Genomic DNA, 15,120 nt, shown 5'->3' with positions numbered 1-15,120 from the left:
AGCAAATATTTCATTTTTTAGCTGTGTACTATGCTGCACTTACGTAGACTTTGCAACAACGTCTTATTATTTCATTAACTCTGAAGTAAACGCAGTAGATTTTTATAATCTTCGTCAAAAATCGGATCTTCTTCTCGTAGACTCACAACTTTTTCACAGGCATGCATTACGGTACTATGGTCACGCCCACCAAAAGCCATTCCAATCTCGGGAAAGCTATCACCAGTTAACTCACGAGCAAGTCCCATTGCCAACTGACGTGGGCGCGCATAGATTCGAGTTCGTTTTGGGCCAACCAATTCTTTTAACGGAATACGGAAATATTCACTGACCACACGTTGGATATTTTCTACACTAATCGTACGTGCACGGATTGCCAACACATCTTTTAAAGACTCACGGACAACATCAAGATCGATTGGCGCACCTTTAAATCGAGAAATTGCTACAACTTTATTAAGTGCACCTTCAAGTTCACGTACGTTAGCAACCACTTGCTGCGCAATAAATAAAGCACAGTTTCGAGGTAAATCAACACCGCTATTTTCGGCTTTCTTCAATAAAATTTCGATACGAGTTTCAATATCTGGCGGTTCAACGCCTACAGATAGTCCCCAAGAAAAGCGAGAAACCAAACGCGGATCTAACTCGGTCAATTCTTTTGGATAACGATCTGAAGTTAAAATAATCTGTTTAGATTCATCAAGTAAAGCATTGAATGTATAGAAGAATTCAACCAAGCTTGCTTCTTTACCTGCCAAAAGATGAATATCATCGACCAACAGTAAATCTAAAGAACGGCAATTTTTCTTAAACTCTTCAACTTTGCCTTTTTGCAAAGAACTTACAAAATCCTGAACGAAGCTCTCAGAGGTCATATACATCACCCGTGCATTAGGCTTGGCTTGCAATAAAGCATTACCAACTGCCTGCATCAAGTGAGTCTTACCCAATCCTGTCGGACCATATAAGAATAAAGGGTTATGCTGTGAAGCACCTAATTGTGTTAATACCTTTCTACATGTTTCAGCAGCCATCTGGTTCGAACGGCCTTCAACAAATAAAGAAAAAGTAAATTGGGGATTTAATAGTTTCTTTTTCGGTGTTTTAGGGTTCACTACACTATTAGTAGTAGGTGAACTGGAAACAGAATCCGATTCTTTTTTTACTTTAATGCTTTGTTGGGGCGCAGTTTGCAAAGCAGCAGTTGTAGTTGCCGGCTGCTCACCTGATGACAAAATACTACCAGGACGAGAATCAACCAAAATCTCAACCTGACGTACACGGCCTTCTGATAACTGTTCGGCCAATATAGAAATTAATTCTAAATGGTTCTCTTGAATGTAACGCGTCCAATAAGGGTTAGGTGCATAAAGACGCAGTATTCCTTCTACTTCTTCAGCAACTAATGGGCGAATCCACATCGCAAAGACGTTATCAGAGAGCTCTTGTCGCAAGCGAGTTAAGCAGTCTGTCCAAAGCATGTGTATCCCCTATTTCTGCGTTTTTAAATTCAAATAATCTAAAGATTAACCCTTCCTGATAAGAAGGGGTCGCCATTCTAACCAAGTTATCCACATCTGTCATGACGATTTCGTTTGATTTTGTCTAAAAAGAAATCTCTTGTGAATAAATTTAAATTCAAAAGGGCTTGTGTATAACTTTTTGCACAACCTGTGGATAAATTAGCACATAAACTTATCCACAATCCATAAATATAATAAAAACAGAGTTATCAACAACTCAAATACATGTTTTTTAAATTTAAAAGTGTGAAATCCACAGAAAAAGTGCTCCCTAATAAGAATAAATTTAAATTTCTAAATTTGAATTTATTTAATAGGGTGACGATCTTTTGTGGATAACTACAAAATATGAATTTAAATTCAAATATAGCAAATCGAAAGCAAAAGGATATCTTCTTTTGTTGATAAATATGTATATAAGGTGTGTATATGTTAAAAGTTATAATAAAAATAGATAATTAGTTTGTGTATAACTTTTAAAACTATATTTTGCACTGAATTATGGCAAGGATAAAAAGAACTAAAGAGATTAAAAATTTGGGTTAAATACAAAACTTTCTTGGTTTTTCATTGACAGCGTAAACATTGCACAATAAAATCGCGGACCTTTATAGAAAGATCATTTTTGGGAGTTTCAATATGAAACGTACTTTCCAACCATCTGAATTAAAGCGTAAACGCGTTCATGGTTTCCGTGCTCGTATGGCAACTAAAGCTGGTCGTCAAGTATTAGCTCGTCGTCGTGCAAAAGGTCGTCATAGCTTAACTGTTTAATACTGTTACGCTGACCAGACTTGGGTGTGATGACACTTTACAGTTTTAGCACAGACGTGCGAATACGCTGTGCTGCAGATTATAAAAGTGTATTTGATGGTGCGCTTTTTAAAGTGCATCAACCCCATTTTTTATTTCTTGCAAAATTAACCGAACAGCCTAAAAGCCGTTTGGGTATTGTTGTTGCTAAGAAAAAAGTGCGCCGAGCGCATGAAAGAAATCGAATAAAACGTCTTGCTCGTGAGAGCTTTCGTCTACATCAGCCGAATTTTGGATCAGACATAGATGTTGTGGTGATGCCGAAAGTTGGTATAGAAACGATTACGAATGCTGAGCTATATCAACAATTAGACTTTGCTTGGCAAAAATTACAGCGCTTAGCAAAAAAACATTCTAAAGTTGGCACAACCTCGCAGAATTAAGAGATAGCCAATGGTCCGTTTTCTACGTTGGTTGATTCGACTGTATCAAATTGCGATTAGTCCGCTTCTTGGACCCCGTTGTCGTTATATCCCGACTTGTTCCCAATATGCGATAGAAGCATTGCAAACTCATGGTGCGATAAAAGGCGTTTGGTTATCTTCTAAACGGATTTGTCGTTGTCATCCGTGGGGAGGATCTGGATATGATCCGGTACCGCCAAAAGCAATTCGTTTTATTTCGTTTCATCAAATAGATTCTCAAACGCATCATGTTGCTGTACCCTTTCGTGATCGTTTACTGAAGCAAAATCTCTCTAACCATTTGGGGTAATAGATATGCAACAATGGGCCAGGTTTGCAATTCTCGGGGCCATGTTTGTCACCGCATATTTGCTCATTTTGGCTTGGCAAAAAGATTATGGAAATGCTGCAACTGCACCGCAACAACAAGCGGCAGCTGTAAGTTCGCATGAAGTATCTGCTGATTTGCCAAATGCTAAAAATGCAACAGTGGCTTCCGATGTGCCACAAGCAAATATTGCGCAGTCACAAACCACAGATGCAACTGCACCTGTGAATCAACAGCTTATTTCAGTACAAACTGACCTTTATCATCTTTGGATCAATCCAAAAGGTGGTGATATTGTTCGTATTGAATTACTCTCACACGACAAAAGCAAAGACAGCGATCAACCTTTTGTTATGCTTGAAAATGATGCCAAGCGTACATATGTTGCTCAATCTGGCTTAATTGGTTTGAATGGACCAGATAGTAGTCGTGGTGGTCGTCCATTATATGCTGTTGAAAAGACATCATATACTTTGGCTGATGCTAAAGTTGTACAGGACCAAAAGGGTCAATCTGAAAAAGTTTTAAACGTTCCAATGGTATTTAAAACACCTGAAGGCGTTGAAATTATTAAAACTTTTACCTTTACCCAAGGTCAATATCCAATTGTTGTAAAACATCAAGTAATTAACCGTAGCCAACAAAGCTGGCAAGGTCAGATGTTTGGACAATTAAAGCGCGATAATTCTGAAGATCCAGGTAAATCTTCTCAAGGTATTTTCACTCTAGGAACTTTCTTAGGTGGAGCTTGGGGAACGCCTGATGCACATTACAACAAGCTTAAATTTGCTAATTTCTCAGAAGAAAAAGTAAATACTGAAGCGAAAGGTGGATGGGTTGCGATTGTTCAGCATTATTTTGTAAGTGCTTGGATTCCTGGGAATCTTAAACTGACTCAAGCTAACGGTCAGCCTTATGTAGCTAAGCTTGAATCTCGTCAGTCTGCGGATCAAATGAATATCATTGGTTTTACCTCACCAGTGATTAATGTTCCTGCTGGCACTTCAATGGAAGTGGATGCAAAACTTTATTCAGGTCCGAAAGTACAATCTGAATTAAAAGATTTAGCTGTTGGTTTAAATCAAACTGTTGATTATGGTTGGTTATGGCCGATTGCTAAGCTCTTGTTCTTAGGTCTTCAATTCTTCCATAGCATTGTGGGTAACTGGGGTTGGTCAATTATCTTACTTACTATTTTAGTAAAATTGATTTTGTGGCCTTTATCTTCAAAAAGTTATCGTTCTATGGCGAAAATGCGCGTGATTGCACCTGAAATGCAACGCATGAAAGAAGAGTTCGGTGAAGACCGTATGCGCTTCTCGCAAGAAATGATGGCTTTATACAAACGCGAACAAGTAAATCCACTTTCAGGTTGTTTACCGTTGTTGCTACAAATGCCAATTTTCCTTGCCTTGTACTGGGTACTTATGGAAAGTGTGGAATTACGTCATGCACCATGGTTAGGTTGGATTCAAGACTTGTCAGCAATGGATCCTTGGTTCATCTTGCCGTTAATCATGGGTGCTACCATGTTTGCGCAGCAAATGCTGAACCCGCAACCAGCTGATCCAATGCAGGCCAAAGTGTTCCGCATTATGCCGATTATGTTCACGGTATTTATGTTGTTCTTCCCAGCAGGTCTCGTACTGTACTGGATTGTGAACAACAGTATTACTATTTTACAGCAGTCGTTTATTAATAAGAGCGTTGAGAAAAGTCGTATCAATAAGACTGAATCGGCATCTTAATCCTTGAACTTTTGCTGAATCAATCCGCTTAAGATGGTAATCTTAGGCGGATTTTTCTTTGGCTGTATTTTAGGTTTTTAGGTGAATAATATGCATAGTCAAACCACAATTGCCGCAATTGCAACGCCACCAGGGCGTGGTGGAGTGGGCGTGATTCGCTTATCGGGACCTAAGGCTTATGATATTGCTCAAAAACTGACGCAAAAAAACTTACCTGAAGCTCGAATGGCGGGTTTCCGTAAGTTTTATGATACTGATGGAAGTATTATGGATGAAGGCATTGTCTTGTGCTTTCCAAATCCACATTCTTTTACCGGTGAAGATGTTGTAGAACTTCAAGGCCACGGTGGCCCTGTCATTCAAAATGCCTTACTTGGCCGTTTATTTGAGCTTGGGGCAATTGCTGCAAAAGCTGGGGAATTCTCCATGCGAGCTTTTGAAAATGGCAAAATGGACTTGGTACAAGCTGAAGCAATTGCCGATTTGATTGATGCGACCTCTCAAGCTGCGGCTCGTTCGGCAGTCCGTTCTTTACAAGGCGCTTTTTCAACAAAAATTAATACAGTTTTAGAAAAACTGATTCATTTACGTTTGCACGTAGAAGCTGCGATTGATTTTCCAGAAGAAGAAATTGATTTTTTGGCTGATGGCAAAATTTTAGCTTTACTTGAAGACGTTCAGCAGTCGGTACATGCTGTTCAAACCTCTGCACGACAAGGGCAATTACTCCGTGAAGGTCTACAGGTTGTTATTGCGGGTAAACCAAATGCAGGTAAGTCGAGCTTGTTGAATGCACTTGCTGGTGTTGAGCGTGCAATTGTGACTGATATTGCTGGTACAACTCGTGATGTTTTACATGAAAAAATTAGCTTAAATGGTTTACCAATCACCTTAACGGATACTGCGGGTCTTCGTGAAACGGGAGATGTAGTCGAGAAAGAAGGCATTCGTCGTGCAATCAAAGAAATTGAGCAGGCCGATTTGTTGTTATTGGTCTACGATTTAAATCAAGGCGATGACCCCTTAAAACTGGCTCAAGAATACTTTGCTGAACATATTGAACCGCGTCGTCTCATGTTAATTGGCAATAAATGTGATTTAACTGGTCAATCTGCCGAAATAAGCGATTATCAAGGGTTCCGTCATATCACAGTTTCAGCAAAACAAGAGATGGGCGTACAAGGCCTCGTAGATGCGATTACAGCGCATGCAGGATTTCACCCTGAGGAAGATACATTTATTGCGAGAACACGTCATTTAGACGCAATGAAGCGCACTCAGCTCTATTTGGCAGAGGCACGTGAGCAACTTGTTGTATTTAACGCAGGTGAACTCGTTGCTGAATCACTACGTCTTGCTCAAAATGCTTTAGGTGAAATTACGGGTGACTTTAGTGCCGATGACCTATTAGGCAAAATCTTTGGTTCGTTCTGTATCGGAAAATAATAAAAAAACTGGATGATGTAGAGTGCTATGTCATCCAGTACTTTTCTCAGCCGTATCTTTTTAAAACTTTTAAAAATTCATCTAGCTCATTTTGATCGACTTCTGCGCCTTTAAGTACGTGATGATGTAAGTGCTGTTCCATTAATTCACTCATCAAACCGTTTATTGCACCTTTTATGGCTGCAACTTGCTGCAAAATATCTATACATGAAGATTCTGGTTGTTCTATCGCATTTTCAATGCTGTTGATTTGCCCTTTTAGTCGTTTTACACGATTAACAATTTTTTTATCCTGACCAATGTGACTCATCTGTTTTCTCTTGTACAATTTAATATACTGGTAGGGAGTATATTGGGTTTAAATTTTATGCAGGATTATAGTGTATCACGTCATCATCAACATCAGTTTGATGAAGGAAATCCACTTGCACAAAAACGTATTTTGATTGCAACCATTTTAACGGCGACCATGATGGTACTGGAAGTATTTGGTGGATGGTTCTTCAATTCAATGGCACTACTGGCCGACGGTTGGCATATGAGTTCACATATGTTGGCCCTTGGTTTAGCCTACTTTGCCTACCGTGCAGCCCGTCATTATTCCAATGATCACCGTTTTAGCTTTGGAACTTGGAAAATCGAGATTTTAGCGGGTTATAGCAGTGCAATTTTGTTGATGGTTGTCGCCATTTTTATGGCGTTTCAGTCGATACAACGTTTATTTAATCCAGTTGAAATTTTTTATAATGAAGCGATTCCGATTGCAATTTTAGGTTTGGTCATTAACTTGATTTGTGCATGGTTACTTCACGATGATGGGCACCATCACCATCACCATCACCATCACCATCACGAACATGATCATGGGCATCATCATGATTTAAACCAAAAAGCTGCATTTTTACATGTGGTTGCAGATGCAGTAACTTCTGTTTTTGCAATTATTGCGCTTTTCGCAGGTAAGTATTTCGGATGGGATTTTTTAGATGCACTTTTAGGAATTTTAGGTGCTATTTTGGTTGCAAAATGGTCTCTGGGATTAATGAAAGAGACAGGAAAAACCCTTTTAGACGCAGAAATGGATCATCCGGTAGTTGAAGAGATCCGCGAAGTCATTGCTGAGTTTCCTAAATATATTGAAATTACGGATATTCATGTCTGGAAAGTCGCGAAAGGTAAGTTTTCTTGTATTTTGGCACTCGAAACTGATGATATTTCTTTAACCGCAGATCAGATTCGTCATGCTTTGTCCATTCATGATGAAATCGTGCATATATCTGTAGAAATTAATACTCTAAAACCTATTTATGTTCCACGTGAAACATTGGCATAACTGAGTGGGAGTTTGGTTATAACTCGGTAATCAGTTCTGTTTTAATCATCTGAACTGATTAAAATAAACTTCTCTCTTACGTATTAGTTGGTTTTATGCTTAAAAAATTAGGAATATTGGCATTATTTAGCTTAACGGCGAGTTTGAGTTTCGCTAATGTGGACTCGGTCAGAGAAAATATTAAAAAACAATATCCTAATTTAAAAATTAGCAATATTCAGAAAACCGAAATGCCCGGACTATATAGCGCTAATCTCGATCAGCAAATCATTTATGTTGGTGAAGATGGGCAACATATGTTCGTAGGCTCTATGATTCGGTTAAAAGACCAGAAGAACTTAACTAAAGATCTAGTTTTAGGACAGAACTCAATTGATTGGAAACAGCTGCCTTTAAAAGATGCAATTAAAACAGTCAAAGGTAATGGCCAGCATGTTTTAGCAGTTTTTTCTGATCCAAATTGTCCTTATTGTAAGCAGCTTGAACCTGAACTCGACAAGCTTAAAGACGTGACTATTTACACGTTCATCTATCCTTTAAAACCACAGTCTATTGTTGTTTCCAGACAAGTTTGGTGTGCACCAAATCAATCTTACTCATGGAAAAAACTGATTCAGCAAGGCGTTAAACCAACGGTTACGAGCTGTCCAAACCCCATTGACCGTAATTTGGAACTAGGAAAAAAACTCGGCTTTAATGGGACGCCTACCTTGATTTTTGCAAATGGCTTTAAACTGGTGGGTGCACGATCTGCTGAAGAAATTCAGGCCGTATGGAAAGAGTTAGGTCTTTAAAATAAATTTAAAAAAAGCACCATAAGGTGCTTTTTTTATAAATGAATTAAAGTTTAGCTTTTTCGTGCAATCAAGTTGTAGATAAAAAGAATAATGACTGCACCAATCACGGATGCGATAAAGCCAGCAGCTGAGTTTTCGCCGTAAAGTCCAAGTAAGCGACCACCATAAGTGGCTAAAAGTGAACCTGCAATACCAATCAAGGTTGTTACGATGAAACCTGCTTTATCATCCCCAGGATGCAAAGCACGAGCGATTAAGCCAGCAAAGAAACCAACTACAATAGCGACAATAAGTGACCACATATTTGTTCTCCAGTTGTTTTTTTGATGAAGTTAATGATTTTGCTTCATATTCTATCGTGCGGTAGAGCTGTCTATTTTGTCTGTAGCAGATTGCGACTTTTTGTGTCCTTTTTGTTCAAATCTAAAGTTTTATATAAAAAAATAGCACCTTACGGTGCTATTTCTCTGAAATTTATAAACCAATTTCACCAATAAACGGTAAATGGCGATATTTCTGGTCATAGTCTAAACCGTAACCTACAATAAACTTGTCTTCAACTTCAAAACCTAAAAATTTCACTTCTAGATCAATTTCACGGCGTGATGGTTTACTCACTAATGTGCACAATTGAATCGAATTTGGCTCGCGAGTTTGCAACATTTCCATCACTTTGCTTAAGGTATTACCTGAGTCGATAATATCTTCAACAACCAATACATCTTTACCGCGAATTTCACCATCAAGATCTTTCAAGATTTTAACATCTCGACTTGAAGTCGTACCACCGCCGTAACTAGACACTGTCATGAAGTCGAGTTCATGCGGTTTGGTAATTGTACGGCACAAGTCTGCCATGAAAATAACAGAACCACGAAGTAGTCCGATCAGGACCAATTCTTTATCACTATTTGCATAGTGAGCGTTAATTTGCTCGCCGAGCTCTTTGACTTTTGCTTGAATTTCTTCGGTTGAAATCATGATGCTCATTGCAACAGTCATGGCAGATTCCTACAAGATATAAAAGAAAAAATAAAAAAGGTGTTGACCTGCAACACCTCGAAAATCTGAGTTAATGGTAAAATTTTAAAGCAAAATGACGTTTCATGCACCCTTTGATGGCTGTGAAATTTTATCATTTTGCGGATTATGTCGATCATGCTTTAATGCAAGAGTACATATTCCAAATAATAACAAAAACTTAACAGCTCGGTTTTTATTGGACAGTTTCTTTTTGATAAGCACGGTTTCCATAAATATAAGTCGCCTCAATATTACGGTCATCACCTAAAGTGAATAATGCAAACAGTGAATCTTCAACAGATTTAGATTTAGACTGGCGAAGTTCCTGTAATGCTGTTGGCTTAAGATTTAGTACTACAAAGTCTGCTTCTTTACCGACATTGAAGTTACCTAACTGATCTTGCAAATCAAGTGCTTTTGCTCCACCTAGTGTCGCGTGATAGAGCGCTTCATAAGCTGAAAGTTTATCGCCTTGTAATTGCTGAACCTTATAAGCCTCGTTAACAGTTTGCAGCAAACTAAATGATGTACCAGCACCGATATCTGTGCCTAAACCTACTTTCACTTGTTTTTCCCATGTTTTTTTCAATGGAAATAAACCACTGCCTAAGAACAAGTTTGACGTTGGACAAAATGCGATAGCCGATTGCGTATCATGCATACATTGCCATTCTTGATCTTCTAAGTGAACGCAATGCGCAAATACAGAACGCTTACCAGTCAGGCCATAATGTTGATAAACATCTAGATAGCCTGCTTGTTCTGGGAATAAAGATTTCACCCAAGCAATTTCATCTTTGTTTTCACTTAAATGCGTATGGACATACACATCCGGAAATTCTTGTTTTAACTGCCCTGCTCTTTCTAATTGCTCAGGTGTAGAAGTCGGCGCAAATCGTGGCGTAATTGCATACAGAGCACGGCCTTTACCATGCCATTTTTCAATGAGCGCTTTAGTGTCGCTGTAAGCCGTTTCTGGCGTATCACAAAGCGCTTCAGGCGCATGGCGGTCCATGAGTACCTTACCAGCAATTAAACGCATCTGAACGTGTTCTGCGGCTTCAAATAAGGCATCAACAGACTCAGGGTGAACTGTACAGAAAACGAGAGCGGTGGTTGTACCGTGTTTTAAGAGTTCTTGAACAAAGAACTGGGCAATTTCACTTGCATATGCTTTGTCCTGAAACTGGATTTCAGTTGGAAATGTATAGGTATTGAGCCAGCTTAAAAGTTGTTCGCCGTATGCTCCCACCATTTCGGTTTGCGGGAAGTGGATATGGGTATCAATAAAGCCGGGTACAATCAACTGTTCTGGGTAATGTTGAATCTCAACCCCAGCAGGTAGGTGCGCTTGAGCGTCTTCCCATCTACCAAACCATTTGATCTTTCCGTGTTCACTAATCAATACACCATCTTCCAAGTAACGCACTTGATTTGGAATATCAGTTGGCTCAGAGACAGTTTGTTGAATATCTAAAAAACGACCACGCACAACGGTGGTATTTGCGATCAATGACATGGAAAGCCTTTATATTTTCACTTTTTTCGATTGATTGTACCCCAGTTAGCCAAGATTTAAACGGTATAACGTTTACTTAGTCCCCATTCAGCCAAAATCCTTCGATAAGTTGTTGATGAACGGTCTGCTTCAAAATGTGCTTCCATCATTAAATCAAGCGGCAGTTCTTCTGGCTTTTGTGATTCGACCATATCTTGGTCTTCGGCAAAAATTTGGGCATTAAATGCATATACCTTTTCTAAATCGCCTGTTTGGTCAAAGTTACGGGTGAGTGGAACAAATAAACGAGTTTTATTACTTGAGATAGGACAACAGGCGTTCAAGATTTTTAAAACACCGTCTTCTGGAAAATCGACCGTAAGCACGGCTGAAAAAGGTGGATAAACATCAAAGGTGCGTTTCCACAAAAAGCTTTCTGGTTCGAGATGTTTTAATTCATGCGGATAGTTACTAACATTGCTGATATAGACCGTTTTTAAACCATAGTCGGTACGTTCAGTGTGATATTTAGGGACGACAGGGTTATCACGATTCGCAAAGGCGTTGTGATGCACCCATGCAAAATGAGCGACATCAATAAACCCTTCAAGTTGACGTCCACTAGAACCACCAATATCGACGAAAGGCGGTAAAATTGATTGATGCTCTGCGTGGTCCCAAGTATCTAATATAGGAATATTGGCTTTAGCAATATCACGACCATGAATACTGGTCCAAATGAGACCATATTTTTGTGCAACTGGAAATTTGGTCAGAGAAAAACGATCAGAAATTTTAGTTAGTTCGGGCTGAGCTGGTATTTGGGTACATTTCCCTTCGCTGTTATAGCGTAGACCATGATAAGGACACACAATCTCCTCACCATCTACCCAACCTTTGGTTAAAGGCACCCCACGATGTGGACAGATGTCTCGAACCAGATGAATTTCTCCACTTTCTGTTTTATATAACGCCATATTGACGTCTAGTAGCGTGACTCGTTGAGGTGCAGTAGAGACATCTTGAGTACGTGCGACGGGATACCAATGGTTCGATAAAATTTCCCAATCTTTTGCTTCAAAACTGCTGTTACACGGCATGGCAAGGGGCGTTAAAGTTGGGATAGCATTCATGGCATTACTCCTTAAAAAAATTAGGGCTCTCGCGAGCCCTTAAAATCTAGGCTTTTTTCTTTTTAGGAGATGCAAAGAGCTTGCCAATATTGTTTTTTAATTAAGGAAATAAGAATAAAAGTATTAAATTACATAAGATTAAGTCATTATATTTTTGAATTTTTGTTCTAATTTAACTTTTAAAACTAAAGCTCATTATTCGCAATGCACTTACAATACACTGATGGACTGCGTCGAAGGCACAATAAAAAAGCACTTTAAAAGTGCTTTTTTTAAAATTACTAGGCCTTTATTACTCAACAAAATAATGTGCTGCAAAGTGGGCATCATTACCAATAATGTCATAGCAATCTTCACGAATGGACATACCTGCACATTGATGACCGACCATCCATAATCCGAGTGTAGGGAGTTGTCCTGAAAATAATGGGGTATCTACCCATTTTTGTGTGACATAACCATATTTGTCATAGTCATCAAAATAGAAACTACCAGAAGCTGCACCTTGGTCATGGCCATCTTGTAAAACTCGAATATTAGCCCCTTCCCTTGCCAAAATCGGTTTTTTCACCCATTTGCCAGACAAAGCTTGCTGCGAGTTATAGGTATGGGTTTCGACCAATAATGGATGGTTTGGATAACGCTTCCAAAGCTCAAGCAGAATCGCTTTATTCGAAAGTAACATTTTCCAACAAGGTTCAATCCACTGTGTTTGTGGATGGATATATTGAGAAAATGCTTCTTCCCAGATCCATTCCCATGGGTAGAGCTTAAATATATTTTGAATGGGGCGATTATGCAGATCGACAAAATTTTGACCGTTCCATCCTATGTTTTCCATAGAAAGCTCGGAAACTTGTAGATGAGCTTGATAAGCAGTATCCATCAAATACTCTAGATTGCCCCAGTCTTCCCTTCCCGCTTCCTGACAAGCAGCAAAATGCACATGGCTACCACGCGGTAAAATTGTCTTCCAGCGTTTAATCAGATCTTCATGAATGCTATTGAACTGGTCTCGGTTCGCAATGCCTGAGACTTGTTCTATCCACAGCCACTGCGCTACAGACGCTTCTAGTAAGCCGGTAGGTGTATCGGCGTTGTATTCCAGCATTTTGATATTTCGCCCATCGTAAGCGAAATCAAAGCGGCCATACAGCATTGGAGCATTTTGTTTCCATGAATGTTCAATATGGCTTATGGCTGTTTCTGGAATTTGGAAATAAGCAGGATAGTTTCCCCGTTGAATGAGGTCTCCTACTACCGATAAACACATTTGATGCAGTTCATTTGCCGCATCTTCCAGTTGTTCAACCTGTTTAAGGGTAAACTCATAAGCAACCCCTTCAGACCAGTAAATTGAGCCATCGAGAGAAGGTAAATTAAAATAATCAAAACCAATATTTTGATGCTCCACTTGCCAGTCTGGTCGTGGAGTAAATATTTTTCTTTTCATATTAAGTGAATGCCTAAAGACTTAGCCGCCGAAAGAAAAACCGCTACGACCAAAACCACCACGAATTGGGGATGAAAAAGACGAACTTTTCGCTGTGCTTGAAATAATTGGTCGGCCTACACTCAAATTGCTGTAAGGATGTAAGGTATTGCCGTGGTAAGAAACTTCTCGATTATTTTGATAATATGCAGGCCCTAAATAGCGACTACCAACATAGCTAGAACCATGTCCACTGGAGCTATTTTCTTCTTCACAGGTTTGGGTATTCCAGTCGCGAGCACAGTCATATTGGTTGTTATATACGTCTTGTACTAAAGGACCATCATTATGGCTACATGCCGTGAGTAATAGAGGGACAACGACAAGATTAATTTTTTTAGAACGCATGAGACTCCACACATTTTAATAAGTATGTTCGGCATAAAATACCGAATAGCTGTTATCTATTATGTTTCTGATTAGGAAAGATAAATTTTAAGTTGGCATATAATATTAATCTGTTTTTTTAAAGTACAGTCTATTTTGAAAATTTAGATAACAAGGCATCTCACGTGTAGATGCCTTGTTGTGATGAATTAAGACTGCAATTGCTTTTTGTTGTGTCGTAGAGAAAGGTAAGCAGTGATTGCTAACACTATTACGATAAAGCTTAACGAGATCCAGATTGGCATGTGGAATACATCAAGCAACAACATTTTCGCACCAATGAACAATAAAATGATACCTAAGCCGTATGGCAAGTAATGCAATTTAGTCGCAGCGCCAGCAAGTAAAAAGAACATTGCGCGTAAACCTAAAATTGCCATTAAGTTCGCCGTTAAAACAATAAACGGGTCGCTAGTTACCGCGAAAATAGCAGGAATAGAATCTACGGCGAAAATCACGTCTGAAGCTTCAACCAAAATCAAAACTAGAAATAACGGCGTTGCCCATAATAAACCGTTTTGACGTACAAAGAATTTGTCACCTTCAAGCTGTGGTGTAATACGCATATGGTTACGTAACCATTTTAAGAGTTTGATATCTTCAATATTGGTTTCTTCTTCTTGGCCTTTTAAGAACTTAAAGCCTGTATATACCAAGAACGCACCGAAGATATAAAGTACCCAGGAAAACTCTTGAACGAACCATGCACCAATAAAAATAAAGAGGGTACGCAGTATGATTGCACCTAATACGCCGTAGAGCAAAATTTTACGTTGTAGTGCAGCTGGAATAGCAAACGCTGCGAAAATCATTAACCAGACGAAAACGTTGTCAATTGCGAGGGACTTTTCGAGTAAGTAACCTGCAAAGTATTCCATGGTTTTTTGGTTTGCTAAGGTCACCCCAACCGTTTGTTGTAGGTAAAGCCATAAACCACCACCAAATAAGGCTGCGACGCTTACCCACGCCACACTCCAGTAAGCAGCTTGCTTAATTGAGACATCCTGACCTTGCTTTTGCTTAAAGCCTAAAAAGTCAATCAGGAGCATGACAATGACTATGCCAAAGAATGCTACATACAGCCATAAATTGCCGATTGTTTCCATAAATCCTCCATACATCCGGCAATTGGGCATAAAAAAACCTCGACCAGTTGCCAGATGAATTAAACATCTGTTTCAACATGATCAAG

At 39.2% G+C, this 15,120-nt stretch carries 16 protein-coding genes; 7 read left to right on the top strand and 9 right to left on the bottom strand.

Annotation, left to right across the window (positions count from 1 at the left end):
- Positions 1 to 74 precede the first annotated feature (74 nt).
- Positions 75 to 1,484 carry a chromosomal replication initiator protein DnaA gene (dnaA, locus tag HJG58_RS16325; RefSeq protein ID WP_069036320.1) on the bottom strand — a complete coding sequence of 470 codons (1,410 nt, stop codon included), beginning with the start codon at positions 1,482 to 1,484 and terminating at the stop codon, positions 75 to 77.
- A 681-nt stretch (positions 1,485 to 2,165) separates the two neighbouring features.
- On the opposite strand from dnaA, the gene rpmH reads away from it, so the two are divergent.
- From rpmH to mnmE, 5 genes are all read left to right on the top strand, one after another.
- Positions 2,166 to 2,300 carry a 50S ribosomal protein L34 gene (gene rpmH, locus HJG58_RS16320; RefSeq protein ID WP_000831329.1) on the top strand — a complete coding sequence of 45 codons (135 nt, stop codon included), beginning with the start codon at positions 2,166 to 2,168 and terminating at the stop codon, positions 2,298 to 2,300.
- 29 nt (positions 2,301 to 2,329) lie between these two features.
- Positions 2,330 to 2,722 carry a ribonuclease P protein component gene (gene rnpA, locus HJG58_RS16315; RefSeq protein ID WP_005063921.1) on the top strand — a complete coding sequence of 131 codons (393 nt, stop codon included), beginning with the start codon at positions 2,330 to 2,332 and terminating at the stop codon, positions 2,720 to 2,722.
- 10 nt (positions 2,723 to 2,732) lie between these two features.
- Positions 2,733 to 3,053: a membrane protein insertion efficiency factor YidD gene (yidD, locus tag HJG58_RS16310; RefSeq protein WP_003656027.1), complete on the top strand. Its 321-nt coding sequence runs from the start codon at positions 2,733 to 2,735 to the stop codon at positions 3,051 to 3,053.
- 5 nt (positions 3,054 to 3,058) lie between these two features.
- Complete coding sequence (gene yidC / locus HJG58_RS16305) at positions 3,059 to 4,819, top strand: membrane protein insertase YidC (RefSeq protein ID WP_170249644.1); 1,761 nt, start codon at positions 3,059 to 3,061, stop codon at positions 4,817 to 4,819.
- Positions 4,820 to 4,909: 90 nt separating this feature from the next.
- Positions 4,910 to 6,265: a tRNA uridine-5-carboxymethylaminomethyl(34) synthesis GTPase MnmE gene (gene mnmE / locus HJG58_RS16300; RefSeq protein WP_000556128.1), complete on the top strand. Its 1,356-nt coding sequence runs from the start codon at positions 4,910 to 4,912 to the stop codon at positions 6,263 to 6,265.
- 46 nt (positions 6,266 to 6,311) lie between these two features.
- Here the strand turns inward: mnmE and HJG58_RS16295 are convergent, their stop codons facing one another.
- Positions 6,312 to 6,575 (bottom strand): metal/formaldehyde-sensitive transcriptional repressor, encoded by a 264-nt coding sequence (locus HJG58_RS16295; RefSeq protein ID WP_000018128.1) that lies wholly within the window; start codon positions 6,573 to 6,575, stop codon positions 6,312 to 6,314.
- A gap of 57 nt (positions 6,576 to 6,632) precedes the next feature.
- Between HJG58_RS16295 and dmeF the strand changes: the two genes are divergently transcribed.
- Together dmeF and HJG58_RS16285 are read left to right on the top strand one after the other, a co-directional pair.
- Positions 6,633 to 7,598, top strand: a complete 966-nt coding sequence (gene dmeF, locus HJG58_RS16290; RefSeq protein WP_216076595.1) for a CDF family Co(II)/Ni(II) efflux transporter DmeF — start codon at positions 6,633 to 6,635, stop codon at positions 7,596 to 7,598.
- Between the two features lie 95 nt (positions 7,599 to 7,693).
- On the top strand, positions 7,694 to 8,392 hold the full coding sequence (locus HJG58_RS16285) for a DsbC family protein (RefSeq protein ID WP_069036317.1): 699 nt from the start codon (positions 7,694 to 7,696) through the stop codon (positions 8,390 to 8,392).
- 53 nt (positions 8,393 to 8,445) lie between these two features.
- Here HJG58_RS16285 and HJG58_RS16280 read toward each other — a convergent pair whose 3' ends face one another.
- From HJG58_RS16280 to HJG58_RS16250, 7 genes are all read right to left on the bottom strand, one after another.
- The gene (locus HJG58_RS16280) at positions 8,446 to 8,697 is read right to left on the bottom strand and encodes a GlsB/YeaQ/YmgE family stress response membrane protein (RefSeq protein WP_000269732.1); all 252 of its coding nucleotides are present in this window, start codon (positions 8,695 to 8,697) and stop codon (positions 8,446 to 8,448) included.
- 172 nt (positions 8,698 to 8,869) lie between these two features.
- Positions 8,870 to 9,397: a hypoxanthine phosphoribosyltransferase gene (gene hpt, locus HJG58_RS16275; protein WP_004795560.1), complete on the bottom strand. Its 528-nt coding sequence runs from the start codon at positions 9,395 to 9,397 to the stop codon at positions 8,870 to 8,872.
- A gap of 214 nt (positions 9,398 to 9,611) precedes the next feature.
- A complete protein-coding gene (guaD, locus tag HJG58_RS16270; protein ID WP_069036316.1) occupies positions 9,612 to 10,937 on the bottom strand; it encodes a guanine deaminase in 1,326 nt (441 codons plus the stop codon).
- A gap of 56 nt (positions 10,938 to 10,993) precedes the next feature.
- Positions 10,994 to 12,049 carry an aromatic ring-hydroxylating oxygenase subunit alpha gene (locus tag HJG58_RS16265; protein ID WP_069036315.1) on the bottom strand — a complete coding sequence of 352 codons (1,056 nt, stop codon included), beginning with the start codon at positions 12,047 to 12,049 and terminating at the stop codon, positions 10,994 to 10,996.
- A gap of 292 nt (positions 12,050 to 12,341) precedes the next feature.
- Positions 12,342 to 13,502, bottom strand: coding sequence for a glutathionylspermidine synthase family protein (locus tag HJG58_RS16260; protein ID WP_069036314.1), 1,161 nt, complete (start codon positions 13,500 to 13,502; stop codon positions 12,342 to 12,344).
- A 21-nt stretch (positions 13,503 to 13,523) separates the two neighbouring features.
- Positions 13,524 to 13,889 (bottom strand): hypothetical protein, encoded by a 366-nt coding sequence (locus HJG58_RS16255; protein WP_069036313.1) that lies wholly within the window; start codon positions 13,887 to 13,889, stop codon positions 13,524 to 13,526.
- Between the two features lie 188 nt (positions 13,890 to 14,077).
- Positions 14,078 to 15,034, bottom strand: a complete 957-nt coding sequence (locus HJG58_RS16250) for a TerC family protein (RefSeq protein ID WP_000447695.1) — start codon at positions 15,032 to 15,034, stop codon at positions 14,078 to 14,080.
- Positions 15,035 to 15,120 lie beyond the last annotated feature (86 nt).

The sequence above is a fragment of the Acinetobacter geminorum genome (assembly GCF_013009345.1).
Taxonomy (GTDB): Bacteria; Pseudomonadota; Gammaproteobacteria; order Pseudomonadales; family Moraxellaceae; genus Acinetobacter; species Acinetobacter geminorum.
This window is presented reverse-complemented; position numbering and strand designations above follow the sequence as displayed.